This window comes from Candidatus Omnitrophota bacterium (genome assembly GCA_014728045.1).
Lineage (GTDB): Bacteria > Omnitrophota > Gorgyraeia > Tantalellales > Tantalellaceae > WJMH01.
This window is the reverse complement of sequence record WJMH01000018.1, coordinates 40815-54590: the sequence shown is the minus strand read 5'-3', so window position 1 is coordinate 54590 and position 13776 is coordinate 40815. Positions and strand designations below refer to the sequence as shown.

Annotated in this window: 15 protein-coding genes; all 15 read left to right on the top strand. The window is 53.2% G+C overall.

The window, feature by feature from the left end:
* The first annotated feature begins 174 nt into the window (after nucleotides 1–174).
* A complete protein-coding gene (pyrR, locus tag GF409_06870) occupies nucleotides 175–726 on the top strand; it encodes a bifunctional pyr operon transcriptional regulator/uracil phosphoribosyltransferase PyrR (GenBank protein ID MBD3426935.1) in 552 nt (183 codons plus the stop codon).
* A gap of 16 nt (nucleotides 727–742) precedes the next feature.
* Complete coding sequence (locus GF409_06865) at nucleotides 743–1699, top strand: aspartate carbamoyltransferase catalytic subunit (GenBank protein ID MBD3426934.1); 957 nt, start codon at nucleotides 743–745, stop codon at nucleotides 1697–1699.
* A gap of 74 nt (nucleotides 1700–1773) precedes the next feature.
* Nucleotides 1774–3060: an amidohydrolase family protein gene (locus GF409_06860; GenBank protein MBD3426933.1), complete on the top strand. Its 1287-nt coding sequence runs from the start codon at nucleotides 1774–1776 to the stop codon at nucleotides 3058–3060.
* A 13-nt stretch (nucleotides 3061–3073) separates the two neighbouring features.
* On the top strand, nucleotides 3074–3577 hold the full coding sequence (locus GF409_06855; protein MBD3426932.1) for a hypothetical protein: 504 nt from the start codon (nucleotides 3074–3076) through the stop codon (nucleotides 3575–3577).
* On the top strand, nucleotides 3549–4367 hold the full coding sequence (locus GF409_06850; protein ID MBD3426931.1) for a dihydroorotate dehydrogenase electron transfer subunit: 819 nt from the start codon (nucleotides 3549–3551) through the stop codon (nucleotides 4365–4367). Before GF409_06855 ends, GF409_06850 begins: the two co-directional genes overlap by 29 nt.
* On the top strand, nucleotides 4367–5329 hold the full coding sequence (locus GF409_06845; GenBank protein MBD3426930.1) for a dihydroorotate dehydrogenase: 963 nt from the start codon (nucleotides 4367–4369) through the stop codon (nucleotides 5327–5329). Before GF409_06850 ends, GF409_06845 begins: the two co-directional genes overlap by 1 nt.
* The gene (gene pyrF, locus GF409_06840) at nucleotides 5295–6008 is read left to right on the top strand and encodes an orotidine-5'-phosphate decarboxylase (GenBank protein ID MBD3426929.1); all 714 of its coding nucleotides are present in this window, start codon (nucleotides 5295–5297) and stop codon (nucleotides 6006–6008) included. The genes GF409_06845 and pyrF overlap by 35 nt, the downstream gene beginning before the upstream one ends.
* Before the next feature lie 20 nt (nucleotides 6009–6028).
* Entirely contained in the window at nucleotides 6029–6604 is a 576-nt protein-coding gene (locus GF409_06835; protein MBD3426928.1) for an orotate phosphoribosyltransferase, read from the top strand.
* An 89-nt stretch (nucleotides 6605–6693) separates the two neighbouring features.
* On the top strand, nucleotides 6694–7311 hold the full coding sequence (locus GF409_06830) for a V-type ATP synthase subunit E (GenBank protein MBD3426927.1): 618 nt from the start codon (nucleotides 6694–6696) through the stop codon (nucleotides 7309–7311).
* A complete protein-coding gene (locus GF409_06825; GenBank protein ID MBD3426926.1) occupies nucleotides 7292–7816 on the top strand; it encodes a DUF2764 family protein in 525 nt (174 codons plus the stop codon). The genes GF409_06830 and GF409_06825 overlap by 20 nt, the downstream gene beginning before the upstream one ends.
* Nucleotides 7797–9581: a V-type ATP synthase subunit A gene (locus tag GF409_06820; protein MBD3426925.1), complete on the top strand. Its 1785-nt coding sequence runs from the start codon at nucleotides 7797–7799 to the stop codon at nucleotides 9579–9581. Before GF409_06825 ends, GF409_06820 begins: the two co-directional genes overlap by 20 nt.
* Entirely contained in the window at nucleotides 9578–10879 is a 1302-nt protein-coding gene (locus GF409_06815) for a V-type ATP synthase subunit B (GenBank protein MBD3426924.1), read from the top strand. Before GF409_06820 ends, GF409_06815 begins: the two co-directional genes overlap by 4 nt.
* Nucleotides 10880–10884: 5 nt before the next feature.
* A complete protein-coding gene (locus GF409_06810) occupies nucleotides 10885–11499 on the top strand; it encodes a V-type ATP synthase subunit D (GenBank protein MBD3426923.1) in 615 nt (204 codons plus the stop codon).
* An 8-nt stretch (nucleotides 11500–11507) separates the two neighbouring features.
* On the top strand, nucleotides 11508–13301 hold the full coding sequence (locus GF409_06805; GenBank protein ID MBD3426922.1) for a hypothetical protein: 1794 nt from the start codon (nucleotides 11508–11510) through the stop codon (nucleotides 13299–13301).
* 27 nt (nucleotides 13302–13328) lie between these two features.
* Nucleotides 13329–13766: a V-type ATP synthase subunit K gene (locus GF409_06800; GenBank protein ID MBD3426921.1), complete on the top strand. Its 438-nt coding sequence runs from the start codon at nucleotides 13329–13331 to the stop codon at nucleotides 13764–13766.
* The last annotated feature ends 10 nt before the right edge of the window (nucleotides 13767–13776 follow it).

Sequence of the window (13776 nt, the reverse complement as noted above, 5' to 3'; positions counted from 1 at the left end):
CAATTCCCACCTAAAGTAGTACTATCATTAAAGATGATAGACCTTTTAAAGCGGTCCCGCGAGGCCGGAAAAGGAGAGAAAATGGGAAAAATATATATAAGCCTGCTTGTCGAGCCGACAGGGAGGCTATTTTTTTGCCTTCGTAATGAGAAACATAAACGTTAGCAGGAAGAGATGAATCTTAAGAAAAAAGCGACCGTGCTGGACAAAGGGGGGATAAAAAAGGCCCTCCAGAGGCTTTCTCACGAGATCCTCGAAAAGAACCAGGGGGTGGAAAGCCTGGTGGTAATAGGCATCCGCTCGCGGGGAGCGTATCTTGCCGAACGGATAGCGGCCAACCTGAAAGAGATCGCCGGAGAAGAGGTCCCGGTGGGTGCGCTGGATATAACCCTTTACAGGGATGACCTTACGGAGGTGGCCGAGCAGCCCGTCCTGCGGGCCACGGAGATAGACTTCGATATCACCGCCAAGAAGATAATACTTGTCGATGACGTGCTTTTCACCGGAAGGACCGTTAGATGCGCCTTGTCGGAACTGGTGGATTTCGGACGACCGGCCAACATACAGCTGGCGGTGCTGATCGACAGGGGACACAGGGAGCTTCCCATAAGGCCGGATTTCGTGGGTAAGAACATACCTACTACCACCCGGGAGAGCGTTGAGGTCAGGGTCAGGGAGGTAGACGAAGAGGAAGAAGTGGTCGTCATGGAGGAAGAAAGCAAATAGACGAGGGCAGGATCCGATGAAAAAGAGAACACAGATACAATGGACGAAGAAAAACCTCTTGGGGATAGAGGATCTTTCCCCGCAGGAGATCTCCCTTATCCTTGATCAGGCAAAAGGGTTCAAGGAGGTCATAAAGCGGCCCATCCCAAAGGTTCCGACCCTGAGGGGACGGACCATAGTGAACCTTTTCTGCGAACCGTCCACCAGGACCAGGTCGTCGTTCGAGCTGGCCGCGAAAAGGCTGAGCGCGGATACCCTTAACGTCACGGCTTCATCCTCCAGTTTTCTCAAAGGAGAGACGCTTAAAGACACGGCCAAGAACATAGAGGCGATGAACATTGACATGATCGTCATGCGCCACAGCTGCCCCGGGGCCCCGCACTTTCTGTCAAAATGCGTGAACGCCTCGGTGATCAATGCAGGTGACGGTGCGCACGAACACCCCACGCAGGCCCTTCTTGACGGATTCACGATCCAGGAAGAGCTTGGAAGAATAAAAGGCCTCAACGTAAGCATAATAGGGGATATATCACATTCGCGCGTGGCAAGAAGTAATATCTGGGCCCTTACGAAGCTGGGCGCGAGGGTAACCGTGTGCGGTCCGAAGACCTTCATGCCGGTCCAGATCGAGAAAATGGGTGTTAAGGTGACCTACGACCTGAGGGAAGCCCTTGAGAAGGCGGATGTTATAAACGTGCTGCGCATACAGCTGGAAAGACAGACGAAGGGTCTTTTCCCCAGCATAAGGGAGTATATACAGAACTACGGGATAACGAGGCAGGTGCTTGCCAAATACGCCCGGAAGGAACTTCTTATCATGCACCCCGGTCCGATTAACAGGGGAGTTGAGCTGAGTCAGGATGTCGCCGACAGCGAACATTCCGTCATTCTTTCACAGGTTACCAACGGTGTCGCGGTGCGCATGGCCGTGCTTTTCCTGCTAAGCCAAATAAAGGGCGAGGAAGTGGAGTAGTATTTTGATATAATGGCAAAACTGACAACATAAACCCTAAAAAGCATTAAAAATACGACTTAAATGGAGAAAAGATGAAGATTTTAATAAAGAACGGAAAGATGATTGACCCGGCAGGCGGAATAAAGAAAAAGACCAGTATTTTGGTAAAAGATGGGATTGTAGTTAAAATATCCTCCGAAATAAAGGAAAAGCCCTCCACCATCATTGATGCTAAAGGGCGTCTAGTGGTACCGGGACTCATAGATATGCATACGCATTTAAGAGAGCCTGGCCGGGAAGATAAGGAAACGATCGAGACGGGTCTTCTGGCCGCGGCAAGTGGCGGGTTCACTTCCGTCTGCGCCATGCCGAATACCGAGCCTGCCTGTGATGGTGAGGCGAATGTAAGATTCCTTCTTGATAAGGCGAGGGAGGCGAAGCTTTCCAATCTTCTTCCAGTAGGCACGATCACCAAGGGGCGCAGGGGAGAGGAACTTACCGAGATGGCCGAGCTGAAAAAAGCCGGCTGCCTTGCGGTATCTGATGACGGGGATTCGGTAAGGGACGCTGAACTTATGAGAAGAGCTCTTGAATACGCCGCCATGGTGGATCTTCTGGTTATTTCCCACTGCGAGGACAAAGCTCTGGCCGCCGGAGGGGTCATGAACGAAGGTTACTGCTCGACGGTATTGGGGATGAAACCCATACCCGCCGAAGCCGAGACGACGATGGTAGAGAGGGATATACGCCTGGCGGAGCTTGCCGGGGCAAGGCTGCACATCGCGCATGTATCCGCGAAAGAAAGCGTTGAGGCCATAAGGCAGGCGAAAAAAAGAGGGGTTAAGGTCACATCGGAGGTCACCCCTCATCACTTCTCTCTCACCGAGGAAGATGTAAGAGGGTTTGACGCGAACACCAAAGTCAACCCGCCGCTGCGTTCGGCCGATGACGTAAGCGCGATCAAGAAAGCTTTGAAGGACGGCACCATAGATGTCATAGCGACCGATCATGCACCGCATCTGGATAACGAAAAAGAGAGGGAATACGATTATGCGCCGTTCGGGATGATCGGGCTGGAAACAGCGTTATCCCTTTCTGTCATGAACCTGGTGAACGAGGGATACCTTGACTGGGAGGGGCTTATCGGTAAGCTTGCGGCGAACCCCGCGAAGATCCTCAAATACCAAAGAGGTACTTTGACCGAAGGTTCCCCGGCGGATATAACGATCATAGACCCTGAGGCGGAGTGGGTGTATACAACCGAAAGGATAAGGTCCCTTTCACGCAACTCTCCCTTTGTGGGAGAGACCATGAAAGCGGCCGTTACCGACGTTATCGTCGGCGGCAGAGTGGTGATAAGGGACGGAGTTCCCGCGTGAACCCGAGGCGAAGATGCGCAAAGAAAAGTTCATCGTTACGAAAGAACTGGGCAAGCTTGCCAAATGGCTCCGCATCCTGGGATACGACAGCGTCTATTACCGGGATAGTGACGTGGCGGGTCTGGTTATAAGGGCTCTGAGGGAGAAAAGGATCCTCCTCACCCGGCAGGCGGACCTTGAAAAATACAAAGGGATAAAGGACGTGATCATCGAACACGACCACGTGGAGGACCAGCTCGAACAGGTAACCGGATCGCTCGGCCTTTCTTTCAGCGAAGAGGATATGTTCCGCATCTGCGTGGAATGCAACAGTCCTCTTGAACCGGTGGAGAAGGAAAAGGTAAAGGGCAGGGTTCCCGAATATGTATACCGGACGCACAAACAGTTCAAACAATGTCCGGAGTGTGATAAAATCTTCTGGAAAGGCAGCCACTGGGATATGGTTACCGGCTGGCTCGAAAAGCACGGAATAGAGGAACAGGGATCTGATGAAGACCAAAAGAACGGTAAAAGCTAGGATACTCTCCAATAAGCAGGTGGCGCCAGACCACTTCGCTATGGAACTGGAGCAGCCTTTTCTCGCGGAAAATTCACGCCCTGGACAGTTCGTCACCTGCAAGGTCAGGGAACTGGGGACCGACCCGCTTCTCAGGATACCTCTTGGAGTGCACAGGATAAAGAAAAAAGGCATCGATCTTCTCTACAAGGTCGTGGGCACGGCCACTTCTGTTTTAAGCCGGAGGGTTTCCGGAGAAGAACTGGATCTTGTGGGGCCTTTGGGTAACGGCTTTGACCTTGAGGCTTTTCGGTGCGGGGATTATACCAGGGCGGTCCTGGTGGCGGGCGGGCACGGGATAGCCCCGCTATTCGCCCTGGCGGAAGAACTCTTATCAGGAGGAAGCCGGGTCGAGGTCTTTTTCGGGACCTGCATATCCGAGCACGTGATCTGCACGGAGGAACTGGAAAAGATGGGGATAAAAGTGCATATTGCAACCGAGGATGGAATGTGCGGGCACAAGGGGTATGTTACCGAACCGGTCAGGGGACATATCGAAAAAGGCGATATCGATCCTGCGAGGTCGATGATATTCGCCTGCGGACCCCGGCCCCTTTTGGCCGAGCTTGAACGGCAGATCGCCGGGTGCGGCATTCCCGCCCAGGTCTCTCTTGACGCTTACATGGCCTGCGGGATAGGAGCCTGCCTGGGATGCGCCGTTCGCACACGCTCGGGATACAAGCTGGTGTGCAAGGACGGTCCTGTCTTTATATCGGGTGAGATCGACTGGGAGGCTGAAAGCAAAAAATAATGACGGATCTAAAGGTAAAAATAGGCGATAAGATATTCGACAACCCTCTCTGGGTTGCCTCAGGGACCTTCGGTTACGGGGAGGAATTCGCGGATTTTCTGGACCTTGCCAAAGTGGGGGCGATAGTTGCCAAGACGGTAACATTCCGGGAAAGGGAAGGCAACCCTCCGCCCAGGACCGTTGAGACCGCTTCGGGACTGCTCAATTCCATCGGGCTCGAGAACAAGGGTATTGAAGACTTCAAGAAGAAGAGGCTTCCTTTCCTGAGGGGGACGGGCTCGAAAGTGATCGCCAGTATAGCCGGGGAGAAAAAAGATGAATTCGCCGGCTGCGCCGGGGAGCTTTCCGGGGAGTTTGAGCCGGACGCGCTTGAAGTTAACCTTTCATGCCCGAACATAGGACATGATACGGAAAAATACGCACTGATCGCGCAGGACGCCCGAACGAGCAGCGCCGTGATAAAGGCGGTCAGAAAGAGAACAGGCTGTCCGCTTATAGCTAAACTCACACCGAACGTGACCGACATCACCGAAATAGCCAAAGCGGTCGAGGAAGCCGGCGCGGACGCGGTAGCGCTCGTCAATACTTACATGGGTATGTCTGTTGACGCCGAGACGATGAGACCCGTGTTGGGGAATATGACCGGCGGCCTCAGCGGCCCGGCGATCAAGCCGCTGGCTTTGAAAGCGGTCAGGGACACTTACAAAAAGGTGCGCATCCCCGTTATCGGTATAGGCGGGATAATGACAGGTACCGATGTCGCCGAGTTCATGCTCGCGGGCGCGAGCGCGGTCCAGCTGGGGACGAGTAACCTAATTGATCCTTCATCTTATATCAGGGTGCTCGGCGAGTTTGAAATGTATCTGCAAAGGCACGAAATCACAAGAGCTTCCGATCTTACGGGAAAACTACGGGAAAGGCAGGATAATGCAGGCACGGGAAAGGCTCATAGTCGCGCTTGACGTGAAAAGCATCGAAGAAGCCGAAGGCCTTATAGGGGCGCTTTCACCGGCTGTTGATGTTTTCAAGATAGGGATAGCGCCTTTTACCGGGTACGGCCTTCCCATACTGGACAAGCTGGAAGAAGCCGGCAAAAAGGTTTTCCTGGACCTTAAGTTCCATGACATACCTAATACGGTCAGCAACGCCGCGTATGTCGCCGCGACAAAAGGTGTTTTCATGCTGAATTTCCACTGCCTTGGCGGAACGAAAATGATGCGCCGGGCAAGAGAGGGCGCCAGGGAGGGGGCCAGATCCTCCGGCAAGGAAGAGCCGCTTTTACTGGGGGTTACCCTGCTTACCAGCATGGACAGCCAGGAGATGGCCTCTTTGGGGTTTTCCGGATCTGTCCAGTCGAAGGTCCTCAGCCTGGCCGAAAAGGCGAAAGAAGCAGGCATGGATGGCGTGGTGGCCTCTGCAAGGGAGGCTGAGGCCATAAGGAAAAGGTTCGGCAGGGATTTCGTGATAGTCACACCAGGGGTGCGTCCCGGATGGGCGGAGGCGGGTGACCAGAAAAGAGTGGTCACGCCGAAGGAGGCTCTCGAAAAGGGAGCCGATTACATCGTGGTGGGCAGGCCCGTGATCCAGGCGGAGGATCCGGCCCGCGCGGCGGAGCGGATAATTGAAGACATGAGTTCTTAAAAACCAGAAAAGAGGTTTTCATGCAACAGATGGAAATAATGGATATGCTCAAAAAGACCGGTGCTTTCCAGCAGGGGCATTTTAAATTATCAAGCGGACTGCATTCAGGGGCGTACCTGCAGTGCGCTCTTGTGCTTCAGAACCCCGTTATCGCGGCCAGATTATGTGAAACTCTCGCGATGAAGTTCCGTCCGGACGCGCCGGACGTAGTAGTGGGTCCCGCTATGGGGGGCATCGTTCTGGCATACGAGCTTGCCCGGGCCCTGAAGGCAAGAGCGATATTCACAGAGAGGGGCCAGGACGGCAAGATGGCTTTACGCCGGGGTTTTTCGGTCTCTCCCCGCAACAAGGTGCTTATAGCCGAAGATGTTCTCACCACCGGCAGATCCGTCAAGGAGGTCGTCTCCCTGCTGGGGCAGGACAGCATTAAGCCGGTGGGGATAGCTTCGCTGGTCAACAGAAGCACATCCGGGATTGATTTTGGTGGAATAAAATGCGAAAGCTTGATAAAATTGGATATTCCCACTTTTGAAGAGGCCCAATGCCCTCTTTGTCAGGAAGGTGTGCCTCTGGTCAAACCGGGATCCCGAAAATAAATTATCACAGCGCTGAACCAGACTTAATTAATATTACTCATGCCATAAGTAATAAGGCGTGAGAACGGCCCATTCAAAAGGAGAAACCCATGGAGATGGAACTTAAAAGCATAATAGAGAAGATCAAGGAAGAAGGCGTGGGGGAAGCCGAGAAAAAGGCTGCGGATATTATAGCCCAGGCGGAGCAGAAGGCCGGATCCATAATCACATCCGCGCAGGACGATAAAAAGCGCATGATAAAAAAAGCCGAACAGGAGACAGAGAAGCTGCTAAATAACGGCAAGGCGGCCCTCAGGCAGGCTTCGCGCGACGCGGTGCTCGGTCTGAGGCAGAGCATTGTTAGTCTGTTCGATGCGGTGATGAAGCGATCGGTCTCGGAACAGCTTAACGCAGATACCGTCAAGAAAATGGTGATCAAGCTTGCCGAAAGCATCACAAAAGACAGGAATTTCGACGTGGAGGTACTGCTTAGTGAGGGGGATAAACGCGAGCTGGAGCAGGTTCTCCTTAAGGAGCTTCAAGAGCGGATGAAAACGGGTCTTGTGATAAAGGCGTCGGAAAAGGTCGAGCACGGTTTCCGTATAGGCGAGAAGGGAGGGAGCGCTTATTATGACTTTAGCGATGAAGCCGTCGCCGAAGCCTTCAAGGCCTATCTTAACCCAAGGATCTCCGAGATCCTGACCCCGGATGAAGAGAATGCGGAATAAACATTACTATCTGGTGGCATCGTTGCCGTACCTCATCTTCGAAGACGAGCCGCCTGTTTCAAGCGCATCGTTCCTGGAAGAATGCCGGAAATGGCTGAGCGACGAGGAAATGCGTACGGTAAAAAGTGCGGACATCTCCGGAGGCGGAGAAAGTGCCGGAGGCGGAACCGTGCTCTCGGAATGGCTTTCTTTTGACCGCCGGCTCAGGAAAAGCCTCGCGCTTTTCAGGAAAGCGCGCAAGAGCGGAGAGCAGTTCCGTGCCGAAAACGCTCTTAAGAGCATTACCGAGCAAGAGAATCCCCTTCTAATGGAAAAGGAGTTCGAGAGGTTAAGGTGGCGCTTTCTGGAGGAGAAGGCCGCCGGGTTCTTTTATGATATCAACAGTCTGGTAATATACTATCTCCAGCTTCAGATACTCCAGAGGCTGGCCTCTTTCGACAGGGACAAAGGCGAAAGATATTTTTACGAATTATGCGAGGTAGATTATGAGCAAGCAATCGGGTAAGATCGTCGCTATCAATGGGAATATGATCACCGTAGAGTTCGAGGATAATATCATCCAGAACGAGGTGGCTTACGTGCTGAGCCAGGACAGGCGGCTGAAATCGGAGGTCATTAAGATATCCGGGAACAAGGCGTTCCTGCAGGTTTTTGAATATACCAAGGGTATTAAAGTGGGGGACGAGGTGGAGTTCTCCGGGGAGATGCTTTCGGTGCAGCTGGGCCCGGGGATACTCACGCAGATATATGACGGCCTGCAGAACCCGCTCCCGGAGCTGGCCGAGCAGTTCGGTTTCTTCCTGCCTGTTGGGGTCGAGCTCAGCGCTCTTTCCTTCGACAGGGAATGGGAGTTCACCCCCCTTGCGAAAAAGGGTGAGATAGTAAAGGCAGGCAGTGTTCTCGGCTGGGTGCCCGAAGGCATCTTTGAGCACAAGATAATGGTACCCTTCTATCTTTCCGGGGATTATACCGTTGAAGAAGTGGCCGCGAAAGGGAAATACACGATAGATAAGAAAATAGCCGTAATAAAGGACGATAAAGGCAAATCCATCGACCTTACCATGACCTTTAACTGGCCGGTCAAGATGCCCATAAAGGCTTTCAAGGAAAAACTCGAACCGAAAGAGCCTCTTATCACCAAGATCCGGATAATAGACACTCTGGTGCCGGTGGCCAAGGGAGGCACTTACTGCATACCCGGTCCTTTCGGTGCCGGCAAGACCGTCCTGCAGCAGATTACCAGCCGGCACGCGGAGGTTGACATAGTACTGATAGCCGCCTGCGGGGAAAGGGCGGGAGAGGTCGTTGAGACCTTGCGCGAATTTCCCAAGCTGGTCGATCCGAGGACCGGAAGGTCCCTTATGGAAAGGACGATAATCATATGTAACACTTCCTCCATGCCTGTCGCGGCAAGAGAGTCCTCGGTTTACACCGGCGCAACCCTGGCGGAGTATTACCGCCAGATGGGGCTTAACGTTCTTCTTCTTGCCGACTCAACATCGAGATGGGCACAGGCGATGAGAGAGATATCCGGCCGCCTGGAAGAGATACCCGGGGAAGAGGCTTATCCGGCGTATCTGGAGTCGCGCATAGCCAGTTTTTACGAAAGAGCGGGCATCGTCAAGCTCCAGGACGACAGTATTGGCAGCCTTACTATAGGAGGCACGGTGAGCCCCGCCGGAGGTAATTTCGAGGAACCGGTCACGCAGGGCACCCTCAAGGTGGTCGGCGCTTTTCACGGTCTTTCGCGCGAACGCGCAGAGGCCAGGAAATATCCTTCGGTGGACCCTCTGGAGAGCTGGAGCAAGTACAGGAGCTTTATCCCGCAGGATGAGATCGATACGGCCAAAAGTGTCCTGCAAAAGGGTAACGCGGTAAGCCAGATGATGAAAGTGGTAGGCGAGGAGGGCACTTCCCTGGAGGACTTTGCCGTGTACCTTAAGAGCGAGTTCCTTGATAACGTTTATCTGCAGCAGAACGGGTTTGACGAAGTTGACGCGGCGACCAAGGAAGACCGCCAGAAATACGTTTTTGCCAAGGTGGTGGAAGTTCTCGGCAAAGAATTCCCCTTCAAGAACAAGAAAGAGGCAAGGGACTTTTTCTACAACCTGAGGCACCGGTTCATTGACTGGAATTACAAGAAATGGGACTCGGACGAGTTCAAGAAGCAGGAAGAGGAAATAGACCGGATCCTTTCCGGAGAAGATAAAAAGCCGGTTCCCGAAGGGACCGCCGCCGAAGGCGGGTCACAGGAAGGTGAGGCCTCATGAGGAAGGTGTGCACAAAGATACTCAGTATATCCGGCAACGTTGTCACCGTGAAGGCGGATGACGTGGCTTATGAAGAACTCGCGCAGATAAACACCTGGCGCGGAATGTCGCTTGCACAGGTCATCAAGCTGGAAGGGGATCTGGTCTTCCTTCAGGTCTTCGCCGGTGCCGGGGGGATATCAACGGGGGATGAGGTAAAGTTCCTGGGCAGGCCCATGGAAGTGGGTTTTACCAAGAACATGCTGGGAAGGATATTCAACGGAAGCGGCCAGCCCAGGGATGGCGGGCCTTCCATCGAAGAGAACATGATAAAGATAGCGGGGCCGGCCGTTAATCCCGCTAAGAGGATAATCCCCAAGAACATGGTCAGGACGAACATCCCCATGATCGATGTTTTTAATTCGCTTGTTGAGTCCCAGAAACTTCCAATATTCAGCGTCTCGGGCGAGCCATACAACGAAGTGCTGGCCAGGATCGCGCTCCAGGCGGAAGTCGACATTATCGTTCTTGGAGGGATAGGCCTTAAATACGACCAGTACATGTATTTCAAGAACACCCTGGAGGAGGGCGGCGCCTTGAGCAGGACTATATTCTTCGTGCACACGGCGGCGGACCCGATAGTTGAGGGTCTTATGGTCCCGGACCTTTCCCTGGCGGTGGCCGAGAAATTCGCCCTGGAAGGGAAAAAGGTCCTGGTGCTTTTAACGGACATGACCAATTTCGCCGACGGACTGAAGGAGATAGCCATAACCATGGAACAGGTCCCGTCCAACAGGGGTTATCCCGGGGACCTTTACAGCCAGCTCGCTTCCCGCTATGAAAAGGCGTGCGATTTCGAGGGCGCCGGTTCACTTACGGTGCTGGCGGTAACTACCATGCCGGGTGATGATATAACCCACCCGGTCCCGGATAATACCGGGTACATAACCGAAGGACAGTTTTACCTCCGCAACGGAAGGATAGAGCCGTTCGGCTCTCTTAGCAGGCTCAAGCAGCAGGTCAACAAGGACACCAGGGAGGACCACAGGGCCATAATGGACAACATGATACAGCTTTACGCCAAGTACAAGGAGACCGAGGAGAAAAGGTCAATGGGTTTCAGGATGAGCGACTGGGACAGGAAGCTGCTCAAGTACGGCGACCTTTTCGAGAGCCAGATGATGGCCCTTAAGGTGAACGTGCCCCTGGAGGAGGCGCTGGATAACGGCTGGAAGATACTCGCCGATTGCTTCAAGCCGGAAGAGACGAATTTCCGGACAGAACTCATCAAGAAGTTCTGGCCTAAAAAAACAGAATAAAAGATATGGCCAAGATAAGACTTACAAAGAACGAGCTGAAGAAGCAGAAGGAGTCGCTGAAAAGGTTCGACCAGTACCTGCCTACCCTCATGCTTAAAAAGCAGCAGCTTCAAATGGAGCTTCAGAAACTCCACCGCCAGATGGAGCAGATCAAGAAAGAGAGGGCTTATACCAAGGCGCAGCTCTACCAGTGGGCGGACGTCTTCGCGGAGGAGGTCGGGATAGAAGAACTGATATCACTCGAGAGCATAGTCACCACAGAGGGCAATATCGCCGGGATAGATATCCCGGTGTTCGAGAAAGCCGTCTTCAGGGAAAAGGAGTATGATCTGGAGAAGACGCCCCTGTGGGTTGATTATGGCATAGAGCACATGAAGAAGGTCATGATAGAGAACGCGAAAATGGAAGTTCTGAAAAAACAGGATGAACTTGTCCGTGAAGAGTTGAGGATAACGACCCAGAGGGTCAACTTATTCGAGAAGGTCATGATACCCAGAACGAGAGAGAACATCAGGAAGATACAGATATTCCTGGGCGATATGCAGACAGCCGCGGTGGTGACGGGCAAGATAGCAAAGGAAAAGATCCAGAAGAAGAACAGGGCCGGTGCAGGGGTATGATCGAAAAAATGAAGAAGATCACATTGCTGGTTTCGGAGAACGAAAGGACGAAGTTCGTCTCCAAACTCCGCAGGGAAGGCGTGGTCCACGTCAGGCACGTGGAAGCACCGACAGCACACGAGATAAACTTCATTGAACAACGCCTGACGAAGATGGAGAGCCTTATAGACAGGCTGGCACCTTATCGGGGCGTCTGTCCATCCGGGGCCGAGGACCTGTGCGGTGAGAGGGACATACTGGAAGTTGCGGAGAAGGTGGGCGAGGCTTATCAGGAAAAGGCCGAATGCGAAGAGAATATCAGCCGGCTCCGGCAGCAGGGCAGATGGTTCGCCTCCTGGGGAGAGTTCGACCCGGAAGACCTTGGAGAGATCCGGGCAAGAGGTGTCAGCATCAAGTTCTACAGGCTCAGCAAACACCAGTTCTCCGAGGTCGAGAAAAAGAGCTCCCATCATGTAATAAAAAAAGAACAGGGATACATCTATCTGGTGTCGATATACAAGGACGGTGAAAAGGAGCTGCCTTTCAAGGAGGAAGAGGTCCCGGAGAAGTCCCTTGCAGGAATAAACGAGGATATCCGCGCTCTCGAAGAGATCAAGGCGGGAATAGAGAGTTTCCTCGCGGAGAAAGCCGCCTCGATAGAAAGCATCATAGCTTGTGAAGAGAAACTCAGGAAGGAGCACGAAGCTCTGCAGGTGCGCTACGGGATGAAGCCCGAAGGCGCTTTCGCCTATCTGCAGGGATATTGCCCCGAGAAATTCGTCGCGAGAGTGGTCAAGATGGCGAAAAAACACGGCATAGGGTATATTATTGAAGATCCCGACCAGCCGGAAGAGACCCCCACGCATATAACCAACCCCAGGTGGGTGCGTATAATAAACCCCGTTTTCAAGTTCATGAACACGCTTCCCGGGTACAATGAGTTTGATATAAGCCCGTATTTTCTGATATTTTTCAGCATTTTCTTCGCCATGCTGATAGGTGACGCCGGGTACGGCCTGCTTTTTCTGGGGGCCACTTTCCTGGCCAGGAGAAAACTCGCCGGTCTGCCGAAGGAGCCTTTTCTTCTGATGTACCTTTTGAGCGGATGTACTGTGGTCTGGGGCGTTCTGACGGGAACTTATTTCGGTGTTGAAAGGATAGCCCAGCTGCCCGGGGTAAGGACGCTTGTCATACCGCAGATCAGCAGCTTCGCCGAAGACAACCAGAACTTCATAATCTACCTTTGTTTTATAATCGGCGCTGTCCAGCTTACCCTTGCCCATACGCTCAGGGCGATAAGGGTGATTAATTCGGTAAAGGCGCTCGCCCAGGTGGGATGGATAATGATATTATGGGGGATGTTCTTCGCCGCAGGCACGCTCGTTATAGCCAGGCCTTTCCCGCGTTTTGCGGGATGGCCCTTGGTCTGCGGGATCCTTCTTGTTCTGCTTTTTTCCCACCCCGAGAAGGGGCCCGTGAAAGGACCTTTGAGCACTCTGGCGAACCTGCCTTTAAGCGTGATAGGTGCGTTCTCCGACATAGTTTCCTATCTTAGACTGTTCGCGGTGGGCTACGCGACGGTGATCGTCGCCGACAGTTTTAACAATATGGCCGTGGGCGGGGGGATAAACAGCCTTCTGGGAGGATTCGCCGCCGCCGTGATATTATTCCTCGGGCACGCTCTTAATATAATACTCGGCTTCATGGCCGTCATCGTTCACGGCATAAGGTTGAACATGCTGGAATTCTCCAGTCACCTTGACATGCAGTGGTCTGGGAAGAAGTATGACCCGTTCAGGGAAGGGGAAACGATCCCGGAATGAACATTATGATATGAAAAGGAGGATATAATGGTACAGGGTTTGGGAGATATGGGACTTTCGCTTTCAATAGCCGCGGTCGGTTCGGCCTTGGGTACAGGCGCCGCGGGAATGGCCGCGGTGGGCGCCTGGAAAAGGGCCTTCATGCAGAACAAGGCAGCGCCCTTCATTCTGATAGCGTTCGTGGGAGCGCCGCTTTCACAGACCATTTACGGCATGATCCTGAGGAATTCCATAAAGGCCGCGAACCTCGACCCGCAGAGCTATCCCTTTCAGATAATCATGGGGCTGGCCGCCGGACTGGCGCTGGGCGCCTCCGCCTGGATGCAGGGAAGGGCCGGGGCCGGTGCAGCTGATGCTCTTGCTGAAACGGGAAAAGGGTTCGGTAATTATATCATGGTGCTGGGCATAGTTGAGACGGTCGCTCTGTTTGTCATGGTGTTCGTGATGACCGCGCTGCCTAAATGACCTGTTCGCA